This window comes from Synechococcus sp. BO 8801 (assembly GCF_002252675.1).
GTDB lineage: Bacteria > Cyanobacteriota > Cyanobacteriia > PCC-6307 > Cyanobiaceae > Cyanobium.
Map to the genome: position 1 here is coordinate 50,228 of NZ_NQKY01000004.1, position 13,425 is coordinate 63,652.

16 protein-coding genes and 1 tRNA gene are annotated in these 13,425 nt (G+C 69.5%); 10 read left to right on the forward strand and 7 right to left on the reverse strand.

Annotated features, from left to right (window positions below; genetic code table 11):
- Positions 1-128: 128 nt before the first annotated feature.
- The gene (locus CJZ86_RS04560; RefSeq protein ID WP_158219502.1) at positions 129-2,771 is read left to right on the forward strand and encodes a putative bifunctional diguanylate cyclase/phosphodiesterase; all 2,643 of its coding nucleotides are present in this window, start codon (positions 129-131) and stop codon (positions 2,769-2,771) included.
- Positions 2,768-4,567: a sensor domain-containing diguanylate cyclase gene (locus tag CJZ86_RS04565; RefSeq protein WP_094584780.1), complete on the forward strand. Its 1,800-nt coding sequence runs from the start codon at positions 2,768-2,770 to the stop codon at positions 4,565-4,567. Before CJZ86_RS04560 ends, CJZ86_RS04565 begins: the two co-directional genes overlap by 4 nt.
- Here the strand turns inward: CJZ86_RS04565 and CJZ86_RS04570 are convergent.
- Positions 4,549-5,127 (reverse strand): NAD(P)H-dependent oxidoreductase subunit E, encoded by a 579-nt coding sequence (locus CJZ86_RS04570; protein ID WP_233133839.1) that lies wholly within the window; start codon positions 5,125-5,127, stop codon positions 4,549-4,551. The two genes, CJZ86_RS04565 and CJZ86_RS04570, sit on opposite strands and share 19 nt — an antisense overlap.
- Before the next feature lie 74 nt (positions 5,128-5,201).
- Here CJZ86_RS04570 and CJZ86_RS16915 point away from each other — a divergent pair, with 74 nt between their 5' ends.
- The 3 genes from CJZ86_RS16915 to CJZ86_RS04580 all read left to right on the forward strand — a co-directional run bounded on the left by CJZ86_RS16915 (position 5,202) and on the right by CJZ86_RS04580 (position 7,927).
- Positions 5,202-5,348: a hypothetical protein gene (locus CJZ86_RS16915; protein WP_158219503.1), complete on the forward strand. Its 147-nt coding sequence runs from the start codon at positions 5,202-5,204 to the stop codon at positions 5,346-5,348.
- A gap of 127 nt (positions 5,349-5,475) precedes the next feature.
- Positions 5,476-7,452: a sensor domain-containing protein gene (locus tag CJZ86_RS04575; RefSeq protein ID WP_094584781.1), complete on the forward strand. Its 1,977-nt coding sequence runs from the start codon at positions 5,476-5,478 to the stop codon at positions 7,450-7,452.
- Between the two features lie 70 nt (positions 7,453-7,522).
- Positions 7,523-7,927, forward strand: a complete 405-nt coding sequence (locus tag CJZ86_RS04580; RefSeq protein ID WP_094584782.1) for a VOC family protein — start codon at positions 7,523-7,525, stop codon at positions 7,925-7,927.
- On the opposite strand, the gene CJZ86_RS04585 is transcribed toward CJZ86_RS04580, so the two are convergent.
- The 4 genes from CJZ86_RS04585 to CJZ86_RS04600 form a co-directional block, all read right to left on the reverse strand.
- Positions 7,924-8,208 (reverse strand): hypothetical protein, encoded by a 285-nt coding sequence (locus CJZ86_RS04585; protein WP_094584783.1) that lies wholly within the window; start codon positions 8,206-8,208, stop codon positions 7,924-7,926. The genes CJZ86_RS04580 and CJZ86_RS04585 overlap by 4 nt on opposite strands.
- Before the next feature lie 79 nt (positions 8,209-8,287).
- On the reverse strand, positions 8,288-8,953 hold the full coding sequence (locus CJZ86_RS04590) for a DJ-1/PfpI family protein (protein ID WP_094584784.1): 666 nt from the start codon (positions 8,951-8,953) through the stop codon (positions 8,288-8,290).
- A 173-nt stretch (positions 8,954-9,126) separates the two neighbouring features.
- Positions 9,127-9,846 carry a DUF2459 domain-containing protein gene (locus CJZ86_RS04595; protein ID WP_094584785.1) on the reverse strand — a complete coding sequence of 240 codons (720 nt, stop codon included), beginning with the start codon at positions 9,844-9,846 and terminating at the stop codon, positions 9,127-9,129.
- Positions 9,846-9,929, reverse strand: a tRNA-Leu gene (locus tag CJZ86_RS04600). Before CJZ86_RS04600 ends, CJZ86_RS04595 begins: the two co-directional genes overlap by 1 nt.
- Positions 9,930-9,970: 41 nt before the next feature.
- Here CJZ86_RS04600 and CJZ86_RS04605 point away from each other — a divergent pair.
- The 5 genes from CJZ86_RS04605 (at position 9,971) to CJZ86_RS04625 (ending at position 12,535) form a co-directional block, all read left to right on the forward strand.
- Positions 9,971-10,222 carry an NAD(P)H-quinone oxidoreductase subunit L gene (locus tag CJZ86_RS04605; protein WP_094584786.1) on the forward strand — a complete coding sequence of 84 codons (252 nt, stop codon included), beginning with the start codon at positions 9,971-9,973 and terminating at the stop codon, positions 10,220-10,222.
- A gap of 3 nt (positions 10,223-10,225) precedes the next feature.
- Entirely contained in the window at positions 10,226-10,561 is a 336-nt protein-coding gene (locus tag CJZ86_RS04610; RefSeq protein WP_094584787.1) for a DUF3007 family protein, read from the forward strand.
- A 63-nt stretch (positions 10,562-10,624) separates the two neighbouring features.
- A complete protein-coding gene (trpA, locus tag CJZ86_RS04615; protein ID WP_094584788.1) occupies positions 10,625-11,470 on the forward strand; it encodes a tryptophan synthase subunit alpha in 846 nt (281 codons plus the stop codon).
- Between the two features lie 111 nt (positions 11,471-11,581).
- Complete coding sequence (locus CJZ86_RS04620) at positions 11,582-12,220, forward strand: DUF938 domain-containing protein (RefSeq protein WP_094584789.1); 639 nt, start codon at positions 11,582-11,584, stop codon at positions 12,218-12,220.
- 48 nt (positions 12,221-12,268) lie between these two features.
- Positions 12,269-12,535: a YciI family protein gene (locus tag CJZ86_RS04625; RefSeq protein WP_094584790.1), complete on the forward strand. Its 267-nt coding sequence runs from the start codon at positions 12,269-12,271 to the stop codon at positions 12,533-12,535.
- A 12-nt stretch (positions 12,536-12,547) separates the two neighbouring features.
- Here the strand turns inward: CJZ86_RS04625 and CJZ86_RS04630 are convergent, their stop codons facing one another.
- On the reverse strand, positions 12,548-12,838 hold the full coding sequence (locus tag CJZ86_RS04630; RefSeq protein WP_233133854.1) for a c-type cytochrome: 291 nt from the start codon (positions 12,836-12,838) through the stop codon (positions 12,548-12,550).
- A 158-nt stretch (positions 12,839-12,996) separates the two neighbouring features.
- Positions 12,997-13,359 carry an AbrB family transcriptional regulator gene (locus CJZ86_RS04635; RefSeq protein WP_015110844.1) on the reverse strand — a complete coding sequence of 121 codons (363 nt, stop codon included), beginning with the start codon at positions 13,357-13,359 and terminating at the stop codon, positions 12,997-12,999.
- Positions 13,360-13,425: the final 66 nt, after the last annotated feature.

A 13,425-nucleotide genomic window follows, 5' to 3' on the forward strand; every position in this document is an offset into this window, starting at 1 on the left:
AATGTGAAAAAAGTATTATGGGTGATGAGAGTGAACGGTTCCCTCCCCGTCCGGCCCCGTCGCCGACTCCCACGCTGCCGCCTTCTCCGCCGCCAGCTGAGCAACACCGCCGGGAGTCGAGCTCCCTGGTGGCTGCCGTGCTGGCCCTCGGAGTCCTGGGCACCGCCCTGCTGACCTGGAGCAGCGTCCATCAGACGATCACGGAGCACCGCAACCGGGAGCAGCCCGCCGCCGATCTCGTCGTTGCCGCCCTGCACAGGAAGCTGGACAACACCGAATCGGTGCTGCGGGGTCTGGTCGGCCTTCAGATGGCGTCCCAGGAGGTCACCCTCGGGGAGCTGAAGCGCTTCGTCGGGTCCCTCGAGAGCGATGGCCGCAGCCTGGAGGGCATCAGCACCCTGGGCTTCGCAACGGCCGCCTCCGGGCAGGCGCCGATCCGGCTGGTCGCGCCGATGGATCCCGGCAGCCGCGCCCTGCTGGGGGCGGATCTCTGGTCGTGGGTGCAGGGCTCCGGCAAGGAACCCGGCCGGGAGTCCTCACCGCCGGAGGGGTGGCTGCTCCCCGGCCGCCCCCGGCCGGGGGAGCCGGCCTTCCTGGTGCAGATCCTGCCCTTCGGCAGCCACCCCGGCACGGCAGCCGCAGGGTCGCCAGCGGCGAAGCGCTGGGCCTTCGCCACCCTGCCGCTGCGGGATGTCGTGCGGGCGGCCCTGAACCATCCGTTGGTCCGGCTGGACGAGCCCGTGGATCTGCAGCTGTACGTCGGCGATCGCGCCGACCCCGCCCATCTCCTCTACGACTCCCGCAACCTCCCCGAGGCGGCCGTCCTGCCCCATGCCCTCTCCCGCAGGATCGACACCGGAGGCCAGCGGTGGCTGCTGCTGGTGCAGGTCCCCCAGCATGGCACCGCTGACTGGCTGCCCAGCTGGGTGGCGGTGCTGCTGCTGGGTCTGACGACCAGCCTGCTGGCCGCCCTGCTGACCCGGGAGCTGCAGCGGCGGCGCCGACTGGCTGAACAGGAGGGCCGCAGCCTGGGGGAGCTGCGGAGCCAGCTGGAGGACAGCCTCCAGTGGCTCCGCCTCCACCGCCAGGCCTGCTCCTTGATCCAGGAGGGGATCGTGGTCACCGACCGGGACGGGGCGATCCTCGCCTGCAACGAGGCCTACGTCGCCATCACCGGCTACCCGGAGGAGGAGCTGGTGGGGCGCAATCCCCGCATCATGAGCTCCACCTACCAGTCGGAGGGGTTCTATGCCGCCCTGTGGGAGCAACTGCTCGCCAACGACCGCTGGGAAGGGGAGATCTGGAACCAGCGCCGCAACGGTGAGGTCTATCCCGTCTGGATGCGGATGGGGGTGGTGCGGGACGGCTCCGGGGCCCCCAGCCACTACATCGCCGCCCTGACCGACCAGACCGTGCTGCGGGAGAAGGATCGGCAGCTGGAGTATCTCGGCTTCCATGACCCCCTGACCCGCCTGCCCAACCTGCAGATGGCCGAGCTCCGGCTGGGTCAGCTGTGCCAGCAGGCCCAGCCCCTGGTGGTGATCTGGATCGAACTGGACGGCATCAAGTGCATCGAGGAAAGCTTCGGCCAGGCCAAGGGCGATCAGCTGGTGCAGCTCGCCGTCGATCGGCTGGGAGGCTTTGTGGGGCCCGCCGCCGTCATGGCCCAGGTCGGCAGGGGCGAGTTCCTGATCGTGCAGGCCCTGGAGGCGACCGGCCCCACGGCCCTGGAGACGGCCCGCACCCTCATGGCGGCTCTCACCGATCCAAAGGCTCCGGGGGGAATGCTGGAGCTCACCCTTTCGGCCTGGGCGGGCATCAGCTGCTTCCCCCAGGACTCGAGGGAGCCGGAAAACCTGCTGCTGTTTGCCTCCACGGCCCTCGGGCAGGCCCGACGCCAGGGGCCGCAGGCGGTGCAGCGGTACGCGGCCGAGATGACGGTCCGCAGCCGCCACCGTCTGGCGATCGAAGCCCATCTGCAGCGGGCGGTGGAAGGGGGCCAGCTTGAGCTGCTCTACCAGCCCCAGGTGGATGGCCAGGGGACCCTGCTGGGGGCCGAGGCCCTGCTGCGCTGGCGCAGTCCCAAGTTCGGTTCCGTATCACCACTGGAGTTCCTCCCCATCGCCGAAGCCAGCGACCTGATCCACAGGATCGGCGAATGGGTGCTGCAGGAGGCCTGCCGCCAGTGGCAGCTGTGGGTGCAAAGTGGATTCGAACCTGGACGGCTGGCGGTGAACCTTTCGAGCCGACAGTTTCAGGATTCCCGCCAGACCGTGCCGGACATGGTGCAGGCGTGCCTGAGCCACTCGGGGCTGGACGTGACACGGCTGGAGCTGGAAATCACAGAGAGCTGCCTGATGCCGGCTCTTGGGACCCGGGAGCAACTCCTACGGTTATTTGCGATGGGTGTGGAACTGGCGATCGACGATTTCGGCACCGGTTTCTCCTCCCTGAGCACCATCCACAACTTTCCGATCCGCAAGCTCAAGATCGACCGTTCCTTCGTGGATGGGGTCGACAGCAACCCCACCTCCCAGTCGATCGTGCGCGCCACCCTGGCCATGGCCGAGGACCTCGGGGTGAACGTCCTGGCTGAGGGGGTGGAGCGCCCCGAGGAACTGGACTTCCTGGTTCGCTGCGGCTGCCCCGCCTTCCAGGGCTACCTGTTCAGTCGTCCCCTCTCCGCCGAGGCGTTCGAGGATCTGCTCCGCAGGGGAACCGGCCTCGGCCCGGTGGCGGGCGGCGAGCCGGCGGCGGTCCCCCTGCCATGAGAGCCCCCAGCCCCACCATGACGCTGCGCCAGGGACTGCTCCTGGCCCTGCTGGCCGGCCTGGCGGTGCTCGGCAATGTGAGCGCGCTGCCGCTGTTCTTCGGCATCCAGATCCTGCTCGGATCGATCGTTCCCACCCTCATCCTTCTCTGGCGCCGGGGCTGGTGGAGCGTGGCGATCGCCGTTGTGGCCAGCCTCTACACCTGGAAGCTCTGGGGCCATCCCTGGGCCATCGTCATCTTCAGCGCCGAGGCCCTGTGGCAGGCGGTGTTCGTCAATCGCTTCAACGGCCCTCCGGAGAACGACCTCAAGGGCCGGATCATCCTGGCCGAGATCAGTTTCTGGCTCCTGGTGGGGACACCGATGGTGTTCTTCTTCTATGGCGTCGTGCTGCAGATCGATCCGGCGAACGTGGCCGTGACGGCCGCCAAGCAGGCGGTCAACGGCCTGGCCAACACGGTCATGGCCTTCCTCCTGTTCGTGCTGCTGCAGGTGTGGCGCAACCGCAGGGGCCAGGGACTGCTACCGCTGCGGGGCCTGGTGTTCTCCGTGGTGCTGGCGGCCTTCACGTTGCCGTCGCTGGCCCTCACCTTCCTCTCGGGCAACCTGCTGCAGGGGGCTGCCCAGGAGGCGGTGCTGGACAACCTTCAGACCGTCGCCGAGGCCGCGGCCCGGATCAATCCCCGCCAGCTCGCCGAGCCCACCCGGGGACTGCCGGCCAGCCCCGGCGCGACGGCCTTCCTGCTCATCGACAGGGAGGGCCACCGGACCAGCTCCAATCCTGTGTTGTTCCTGCGGCTGGAGAACAACTTCCTGCCGGCGCCACAGGAGTTGATCCAGCCGGATGGGCTTCAGATTCTGGTGCCAAGGGGTCAACGCCCCGCCCTCAAGGTGTGGATCCAGGGGTACTGGAGCACGACCGTGATCTCCGGCCGCCATCGGGTGCAGGTGGTGCAGCCCGCTCGACCAGTGGTGCTGAAGCTGCAGGCCCAGAGCACCACCCTGCTCACCGCATCGCTGGGGCTGATGCTGCTGGGGGTCCTGCTCAGCGAGCTGATGGCCAGCCTGGTGGAGGGCCAGATGCGGCTGCTGCGTGCCTCGGTGCCGGAGGTCAGCGACGACGTTCCCGACCTCACCGGAGGCCCCGAGCCTGACGGGGGCTCCGGTGATGGCAGCGTCATCGCCGAAGTCCAGGGACTGGTGGGCCGTCTCCACGAACACCTGCGCAGGGAAGCCCGCCTGAGCCAGGATCTCGCCGCCATGAGCGAACGGTTCCGGCAGAGCAGCGAGCAACTGCGGCGTCTCTCGAGCACCGATCTGCTCACCGGGGCCAGAAACCGGTCCGAGCTGGAACGCAGCCTGCAACTGCTGGCCCATCGGGCCTCCGAGTGCACCGTGCCCCTGTCCTGCCTGGCCTTCGCGGTGCAGGGCCTGCGGCCGATCAACACCGTGCTCGGCCGGCAGAAGGGGGATGAGGTCCTGCAGCGGCTGATCGCCAGCGTGAAGCAACTGCTGCACGCCAACGACGAACTGTTCCGGATCGGCGGCAGCGAATTCCTGCTGCTGCTCTGGGATCAGCCGCTCGAATCGGCCCGCACCACGGCGGAACAGATCCGCAGGGTCGTGACCGAGACGGCCATGCCGGCGGGGAAGGGACCCGCCACCGGGCTGGCGATGAATGCGGGGGTGAGTCTGCTGGCGGCCAGCGATGCCAGCGGCCAGGCCATGCTGTCGCGGGTGGAGCTGGCCCTGAACCAATCCAGGGATCTGGGGGCCAATCAGGTGGTGGTGCGCTGAGGCAGGCCGGCGGCCTCCAGGCGGGTCTCCAGTTCCTCGGGCTGGTCCACCGGCAGCCGGGTCACCAGCTCCCCGTCCACCACCAGCACCGGCGCCTGGCCGCAGGCCCCCAGGCAGCTGACGTGCTGCAGGGCCCAGACGCCATCCCCCACAGGATCATCAAGGCGCACCCCCAGCCGCTGCTCGATGCGCGCCGCCACCTGTCCCCCCCCTTTCACATAGCAGGCGGTGCCGAGGCAGATGGCGCAACGGTGGGCGGTGGGGGGCTCCAGCCGGAAGAGGTGGTAGAAGCTCGCCACGCCGTGGACGCGGCTCAGCGGCAGCCGCATGGCAACGGCCACCACCCGCAGGGACTCCTGCGAGAGATAGCCGTGGAGCTCCTGCACCTGGTGCAGCACCTCGATCAGGGCATCGGCGCGGGCCCCGTGGCGACGCACCACCTGGGCGATGCGCGGATCATCGCTGGCGGCGCCGGCTGCTGCTGAGGCTGCGGTGGAGCTGGTCATGCCATCGATCTCCCACTCCCTCTTGCTAGCCACCGCCGGGCCGATGGTCAGCACGGCCTTGGGCAGAAGGCCTGCGGACGCGAATGGGGAGCCATACCTATAATCATTCTTGATGCGGACGCCGGCCGATGACTCCTCTCCTGCGACAGGCCCAGCTTCAGGCGGCGATGCTCAGCATGGCGCTGCTGTTCGCATCAGCGACCCTGGCCTGTGAGAAGCATCTCAAGGGGCACCAGAACAGCGCCGAGACCCAGACGGAAGGCCTGAGCCGCTGAACCCATCCGCCACCGACAGTCGGTGGCATCGGCGGCTCCGAGATGGTCAGTTTCCTTCGTCAGTCACCACGATTTGGTTTCTTTCCAACGTCGCTATCGATCACGATTGGTCGTCCTGGCTGTTGCCTTGATCGGCCTGTTCCTCGTGGATCTGCTCCTGTCGAGGCGCCTGGGAATCACGCTGTTTCCGTATTACTGGATCCCCGTGGTCCTGGCCGCCTCCTTCGCCACGCCCCGCCAGGTGGGCTGGTTCACGAGCCTGGCGATCGTCCTGACCGTCATCTGGTCGCTCCAGTCTCCCCAGGCCACCACCTTGAAGCTGCTGCTGCGGCTGGCCGGCCTGATCGGCATGGCCTGGGTCGCGATGCACCTGGCCCGGGAACTGCAGGCGAAGGAGCGCAGCAACCGGGAGCTGAAGGATCACTACCAGCTGCTGGCCGAAAACGCCCCTGATGTCGTCCTCAGCAGCGACCGGCAGGGGCGGATCTCCTGGGTCTCCCCCTCGGTGGGTCAGCTGCTGGGCCACGACGCCCGCGACCTCAGGGATCGGACCATCGCCGAGCTGGTGCTGGAGCCGGACCGCGGCCGCCTGGAGCAGGCCATCGGCCGGGTCCTCCAGGGGGAGAACAGCGGCTGCGATCTGCGCTTCCGTGCCGCCGACGGCGACGGCCGCTGGATCTCCATGGCCCTGCGGCCAGTGCCCGGTCCCGATGGCGAGGTGACGGGCCTGGTGGGCAGCTGGCGTGACATCCAGGGCGAAGTGGACGCCCGCCTGGCGGAGGAGCGCACCAAGGCCGCCCTGGCCGCCTCGGAGGAACGGCTGCGGCTCACCATGGAGAACACCTCCACCGGCATCGCCCTGCTCGACGGTGAGGGCCACGTCCTCTCCATCAACCCCGCCGGTGGCGGGCTGCTCGATCGCGACCCGACCGACCTGGAGGGGCTCACCTGGCCCTCCCTCTCACCGCCGGAGGACCGGGCCAGCGAAGCCCCGCTGATGGCGGAACTGCTGGACGGGCGGCGTCGTTCCTATCGGCTGCGCAAGCGCTTCCTCCAGGGGGAGCGTCCCCCCATCTGGGTGGACTGCAGCGTGTCCTGCTCCCGGCGTCCCGATGGCAGCCTGGCCTTCGTGATCGCCCAGTTCAACGACGTGACCGAGATGGTGCAGGCGGAAGCCGCCCTGGCCACCTCGGAGCAGCGCTACCGGCTGCTGGCGGAGAACTCCAGCGACGTGGTGCTGCTGATCAAGGAGGGCCGGGTCAGCTGGATCTCCCCCTCGCTCACCTGCATGCTGGGCTGGCAGCCGGACGACTGGATCGGCCATCCGCTCAGCCGCTTCATCCCCCCCGACGACCATCCTGTCCTGGAGCAGGACCTCCAGACCCTGGCAGAGGGTCGCACGGTGGTGCGACGGCTGCAGGCCCTCGCCCACGACCGCAGCCACCGCTGGGTGGAACTGCATGCCAGCCCCCACCGGGATGCCCTGGGCCGGCTCGACGGCATCGTCGGCTCGTTCCGCACGGTGGACCAGGAGGTGGCCGCCGAACGGGAACTGGCCCGCCGGGCCTGCACCGATGAACTGACCGGCCTGGTGAACCGCCATGAGGCCCTCGAGCGCATCACCGCCATCGCCGGCCGGGTGCTGCGCAAGGGGGACGCCACCGCCGTGCTGTTCTGCGATCTCGACAACTTCAAGGAGATCAACGACACCTTCGGCCACGTGCCCGGCGACGAACTGCTCCGGACGGTGGCCTCCCGGATCCGCACGAGCCTGCGCAGCGGCGACATGGCCGCCCGCATCGGCGGCGACGAGATGGTGGTGGTGCTGCAGGGGGTACGGGGGATGGGTGATGCGGTCACGATTGCCGAGAAGCTGCGCCGGGCCGTGGCCGAGCCGATCGTCACCAGTGCCGGCAGCCTGTCGATCACCCTCAGCATCGGGGTGACCCTGGTCCGGCCGGGCGAAAACCCCGACGAGATCATCTCCAGGGCCGACCACGCCATGTACCGGGCCAAACAGACCGGCCGCAACCAGGTGGTGCCCTTCAACGAGCAGACCGACAGTGCCGATGGCCGCAGCATCAGCTGGCAGCCCGTGCTCTGAGCGGGACCGGCGCGGCATGGCCTTGCAACGGCCGGCGACACTGGGAGGCGAGCGAACGGAGGCGACGGCCATGGAGATCGCAGGGATCGACCATGTGGTGCTGCGCTGCAGGGATCTGGAGCGGATGGAGCGCTTCTATACCGAGGTGCTCGGCTGCGCTGTGGCGCGACGCAATGAAGCCCTGGGAATGATCCACCTGAGGGCCGGCAACGCCCTCATCGATCTGGCGGCGGTCAGCGGCGAGCTGGGTCGCCGGGGAGGGGCGGCACCGGGCCAGGACGGCCACAACCTGGATCACTTCTGCCTGCGGATCGAACCCTTCGACGAGGGCGCCCTGCGGGCCCATCTGCGCCGCCAGGGCATCGATGCCGGCCCCCTGCATCACACCTACGGGGCCGAAGGTGTGGGGCCGGCCCTCTACCTGGAGGATCCGGAAGGGAACAGCATCGAGTTGAAGGGCCCCGGATCGGGTTAACCGCGCCAGGTGGGCACACCACCATGGGCCAGGGTGCCGCGTTGGCGCCAGAGCGCCGCCGGACTGACGTCGATGCCGTGACACTGCGCCAGATCAGCCGCTTTCTGCGGCGAATCGGCTGCACTCAGGGCGGCGGCAAACTCCGGATCGCGACGCGCCAGCTCCTTCACCAGATGGAGGGCTTCGGTGGCGTTGGCATGGGGCTGAACAGCGGCCTCGGTGCGAGGCCTTTCACAGGTGGATTCGTAGGTGGATTTGCTGGTGAATTCGCAGGTGGACATGGGATCTCCTCCTCTCTTTCCCTGACCCTAATGGATCGGAATCGTCAGCGAGATAAGTGGAAACACCCATCCCATCGCTTCATGATGCCGAACAAGATGATCTGAAATAGGACGATCCCTTCCCACGGCTGGCGGCATCGCCATAAGTTCTCGTAGCAGGGAAGTATTCCGACTCCAATTGCACTGTTGCCGCCACATCTTCCCCGGCCGTTTCCGCAATGAAATGCAGCATGAGATCGATGCCGGAGGAGATGCCCGCCGCCGTCCAGATCGCCCCGTCTCTGGTGAAGCGTTCCTCCACCACCTCCACGTCGCCGAGGGCCCGCAGGCGATCGAGGGAGGCCCAGTGGGTGGTGGCCCGCCGGCCGCTGAGCAGGCCGGCGGCGTGCAGCAGGAAGGAGCCGGTACAGACCGAGAGCACCGCCCGGCAGCCGGCCGCCTGGCGCCGGATGAAGGCGATCAGCTCGGGGTTGGCCACCTCGGTGCGGGTGCCCTGGCCCCCCGGCACCAGCAGCACATCCAGCGGTGGGGCCGTGGCAAAGCTGGCGTGGGGCAGCAGCAGCATCCCCTTGGCACAGGTGATCGGGGCCTCCTCCTGGCCGATCAGCAGGCACTGGCTGGGGCCACCGGGCTGGCGCGCCCAGAGCGTGGCCATCTCCCAGGGGCCGACGGCATCGAGTTCCTCCACCCCGGGGAACAGCACGATGCCGAAACGGCCGGCACCGGAAGACAGGCCTGAATCCATCGTCAACCCCGTCCGCGGGCCCACGTCAGAGGCCGCCCAGGCCCCTCATCAAGACGCAAGGCTGAACAGCAGCTGCAGCAGGGCGAAACCCGCCAGGCAGGTGGCGGCCAGCAGGGGTGCGACATGTACCAACTTCGGGATCCCACGATGTCTCCGGTCTAGGCCGGGTGCGCTCACGGGGAAAGCCCGGCGATCCGGTGCGTGTGGAGAGCCACAGACACAGTCGGAGATGAACTTTTGTCCCGGGTGGCGACGGGCTGAAAGCCCCGCAGACGTCCTGGCACCTGGGCCGCGACCACCACCCCGGTCGGCGCGCTGGCCAGTCCGGCCTCCCGCAGCCGCTGCACGGTCCACCAGTTGCAGTTGCGGCTCCAGAGATAGGCGGCGTGGGCGGGGAAGAACCGGCCCCGCTGGCCGGGACGGGGCGGCAGGGGAGCCAGGCGCTCGCCGTCGCCGCCGCGCTGGACCGAGCCCTCCAGGGCGCTCAGCAGGGCCCCCAGGGTGGGGGCGTCCACCTGCCGCTCCCGCACGGCGACCGTGCCCGCCAGACGCGGTGGATCGGGGTGGCCCGCCAGGAAGAGCACCGAGTCGGTGGGCAGGAACAGGGCGGCGACCACGGCCTGGGGACTGCGCTCTCCCCCGTGGAAGTAGCGCCGATCGCCCCAGGCCACCTCCAGGAACGGGGCCGCTTCCGCCCCGGGGGGCCCGAGCCGCCAGCCGGGTGGCTGCTGCACCACGATCGCGGTGTGGTAGCCCCAGTCCGCGACCAGCACCGTGTAGCGCCCCGCCGGGGGCTGGGGCAGCCGCACCAGGGGGGCGCGGGGCTCAGGCACCACGACGGCGTGGAGGAGCGGCCGTCCCACCAGCTCCAGGAGGAGAGGAATGAACGGCATGGGGGCAGGGGGACTTGAACCCCCACAGCCTTGCGGCCTGCGGATTTTAAGTCCGCTGCGTCTACCAATTTCGCCATGCCCCCGCGGGGAGATCCTAGATTCGCCCCACTTCGCGACATCCCCGGTGGCCCTGAGCGGACCCCTGAGCAGCCTGCCGCTCGACACCCTGCTGGTGATCGGCGCCTACCTGGCCCTGGCCGGCGCCTACCTGCTGGTGGTGCCCCTGGCGCTCTACTGGTGGATGCACAAGCGCTGGTATGTGATGGGCAAGATCGAGCGCACCGCCATCTACGGGATGGTGTTCCTGTTCTTCCCGGGGCTGATCCTGTTCGCCCCCTTCCTCAACCTGCGCATGGCGGGCCAGGGCGAGGCCTGATCCGTGACCCGCGCACAGGCGATCCTGCTGGGCCTGGTGGTCTTCGCCATCGGGGGTGGTGGCTACTGGGTGTTCCGCTCCAGCGGCCTGGAGGGCTTCTCCCCCGGCATCGCCGCCTCGGCGCTGCTGATGCTGGTGGTGCTCGGCTGGACCGCCAGCTACCTGCTGCGGGTGGTGGGCGGCAAGATGACCTACATGGAGCAGCGGCGCCGCTACCGGGCCGCCTACGACGCCGTCACCGACGAGGAGCTGCAGCGCAAGTTTGAGGCCCTCAGCCCCGAGGAGCAGGCGAAGCTGCTGGCCGAGGTGGGGCAGCTGCAGGCCGATGCCGAGATGTGAGCCCCTCGGGGTGCCCACGGACGACCCCATAGGCTCAGGAGCACCGTCCCGCCCTCCGGCCCGATGAGCGTCGCCGCCACCGCCGGCCCCAGCACCGCCCCCACCCTGATCCAGGAACGTTTCTCCGCCCTGCGGGCGTCTGGGCGCTGCGCCCTGATGCCGTTCCTGATGGCGGGCGATCCCCATCTCTCGGTCACCGCCGCCAGCCTGCTGGCCCTGCAGGCCGCCGGTGCCGACCTGATCGAGCTGGGCATCCCCTACAGCGATCCCCTGGCCGACGGCCCGGTGATTCAGGCCGCCGCCAGCCGGGCCCTGGCGTCAGGCACCACGCCCGGCCGGGTGCTGGACATGCTGGCCTCCCTGCGGGGCCCGCTCAGCGTGCCGGTGGTGCTGTTCACCTACAGCAACCCCCTGCTCAACCGCGGCATGGACAGCTTCTGCCGCGAGGCGGCCGCAGCCGGTGCCGCCGGCCTGGTGGTGCCTGATCTGCCGCTGGAGGAGGGCCAGAAGCTCTCCGCCATCGCCGCCGGCCATGGCCTGGATCTGGTGCTGCTGGTGGCGCCCAACACCCCGGCCGAGCGCATGGCCCGTATCCATGCCGCCAGCCGCGGCTTCACCTACCTGGTGAGCGTCACCGGGGTGACGGGGGTGCGCACCAGCCTGGAGGACCGGGTGGGTCCGCTGGTGGGGCGGCTGCGGGAGCTGGGCCCCACTCCGGTGGCGGTGGGCTTCGGCATCGCCACCGGCGAGCAGGCCCTCCAGGTGCGCCGCTGGGGCGCCGACGGCGCCATCGTGGGCAGCGCCCTGGTCCGGCGCATGGCCGCGGCCCACCAGAGCGGCGCTGATGTGGCCGCCGATGCCGGCGCCTTCGCCGCCGAGCTGCGCGCGGCCCTCGACCAGCCGCTCTGAACCAGCCTCAGAGGGCAGGGGCGCAAGCGCCCAGGGCCAGCGCCAGCAGCAGGACGGCGAGCAGGGAAGGAACAGGCATGGCCATGGGGCAGCTGCCCCCATGATGGGCCGATGGACGTCGATGCCCTGCCGTTCTCTCCCGCCTGCCTGCGCAACCAGGAGCCGATCCTGACGCTGCTGCGCCGCTGGCTGGCCCCCGGCGGCCGGGTGCTGGAGGTGGGCTCGGGCAGTGGCCAGCACGCCATCCACATGGCCCGCCATCTGCCGGGGGTCCGCTGGCAGCCGAGCGAGCGCCGGGAGGCCCTGGGGGGCCTGGCCGCACGCATCAGCCTGGAGGGCGTGAACGGACTGGCCCCGGGGGCGCAGGTGGCGCCACCGCTGGTGCTGGATGTGACCCAGCGCAGCTGGCCCGCGGGCCCCTTCGAGGCCGTGTTCACGGCCAACACGCTGCACATCATGCCGGCGACGGCGGTGCCCCACCTGCTGGCGGGCGGCGCCAGGGTGCTGGCCGCTGACGGACTGCTGCTGATCTACGGGCCCTTCCGCTACGGCGAACGCCACACCGCCGCCAGCAACGAAGCCTTTGACGCCCACCTGCGCCAGCTGGATCCGGCCATGGGAGTGCGCGACGCCGAGGCGATCCAGCGCGAGGCCGCCGACCAGGGACTGCATCTGCAGGCCGATGAACCGATGCCGGCCAACAACCGGCTGCTGGTGTTTCAGAAGAAGGCCGAGGGGCGCATGGGATGAAAGGCTGAGGGGCGTTCACCCCGACCCGGCGGCCGCCGCCGTTCGCCCATGAAATTCGTCCTCTGGGGCACCTACTGCGCCGACGTTCTCGAGCGCCGCGTCCCCTTCCGGGAGGAGCACCTGGCCGGACTGAAACACCAGAAGGAGGAGGGCGTGCTGGTCACCCTGGGCCCCACGGCCGACACCCGCTTCGTGTTCGGCCTCTACGAGGCTGACAATCAGGAGACGGTGGAAGGCCTCGTCAAGGGGGACATCTACTGGCGGCAGGGCATCTGGACCGCCGTGGAGATCCACCCCTGGATCCAGGCCTTCTGAGCCGACGACGGCTCAGGCGCGGGGCCAGCCGTCGAGGGCCTGCTGCCACACCCAGGCCGCCACCGCCTCCGGCCCGCCCTCGCCCAGGGACTGGGCATAGCCGCCCATCTGCCCCACACCGCCGGCGGCGATGGCGGCAATGGCCTCCGGAGAGGTGATGCCGTTGCGCTCCAGGGCCGCCATTTTCAGCGTCTTGCCGCGGCGGATGATGTTGCCCCCCTGGAGGTGGCAGCCGGCGCAGTGGGCCCCGAACAGGGAGCTGCCGGCGTCGAGAACGCTCAGCCTGAGAACACTGCCGTCGATGACATCAGCCTCAAGGGCGTTCTCAAGGGCGACGGGCTCGGGCGGCGTGGCTGCCAGGGCCAGGGCGGCGCCGGGGAAGCCGAGGGCGGCCGGCGGCACGATCAGGCCCAGCAGCAGCAACAGGGCCACCAGGAATGACACCAGGCGACGCCAGGAAATCAATCCTCGTCGTCGGCGCTGCCGGCGGGGATCAGGCGGATCTGCTTGCGGCCCAGCTTGATCTCGAACTCATCGCCGGGCTTGAGATCCAGCATGGCGGTGTAGGCCTTGCCGATCAGCAGATTGCCGTTGCCCTGCACCGTGGCCACATAGCTGAGCTTGCGCCCGCCCTTACCCACCTTGCCGGCCGCACCGAACTCGACCCCTTTGGCCTCGAGCAGGGCCTCGTAGAAGGCGGTGAAGTTCAGGCGCTCGGCGCCATCCTTCTTGGTGGAAACATAGCCACAGGCCCGCACGATCTCGGACTTGCCGACATCGCCGAGCTCCTTGACCTTGGCCAGTAATTCCGATCCAGTCAGCATGGTATGTAAGTGGAGGCAGGTGAGAGGTTAGAGGTAAAACATACACCAGCGCGATCAGCCTTCCGC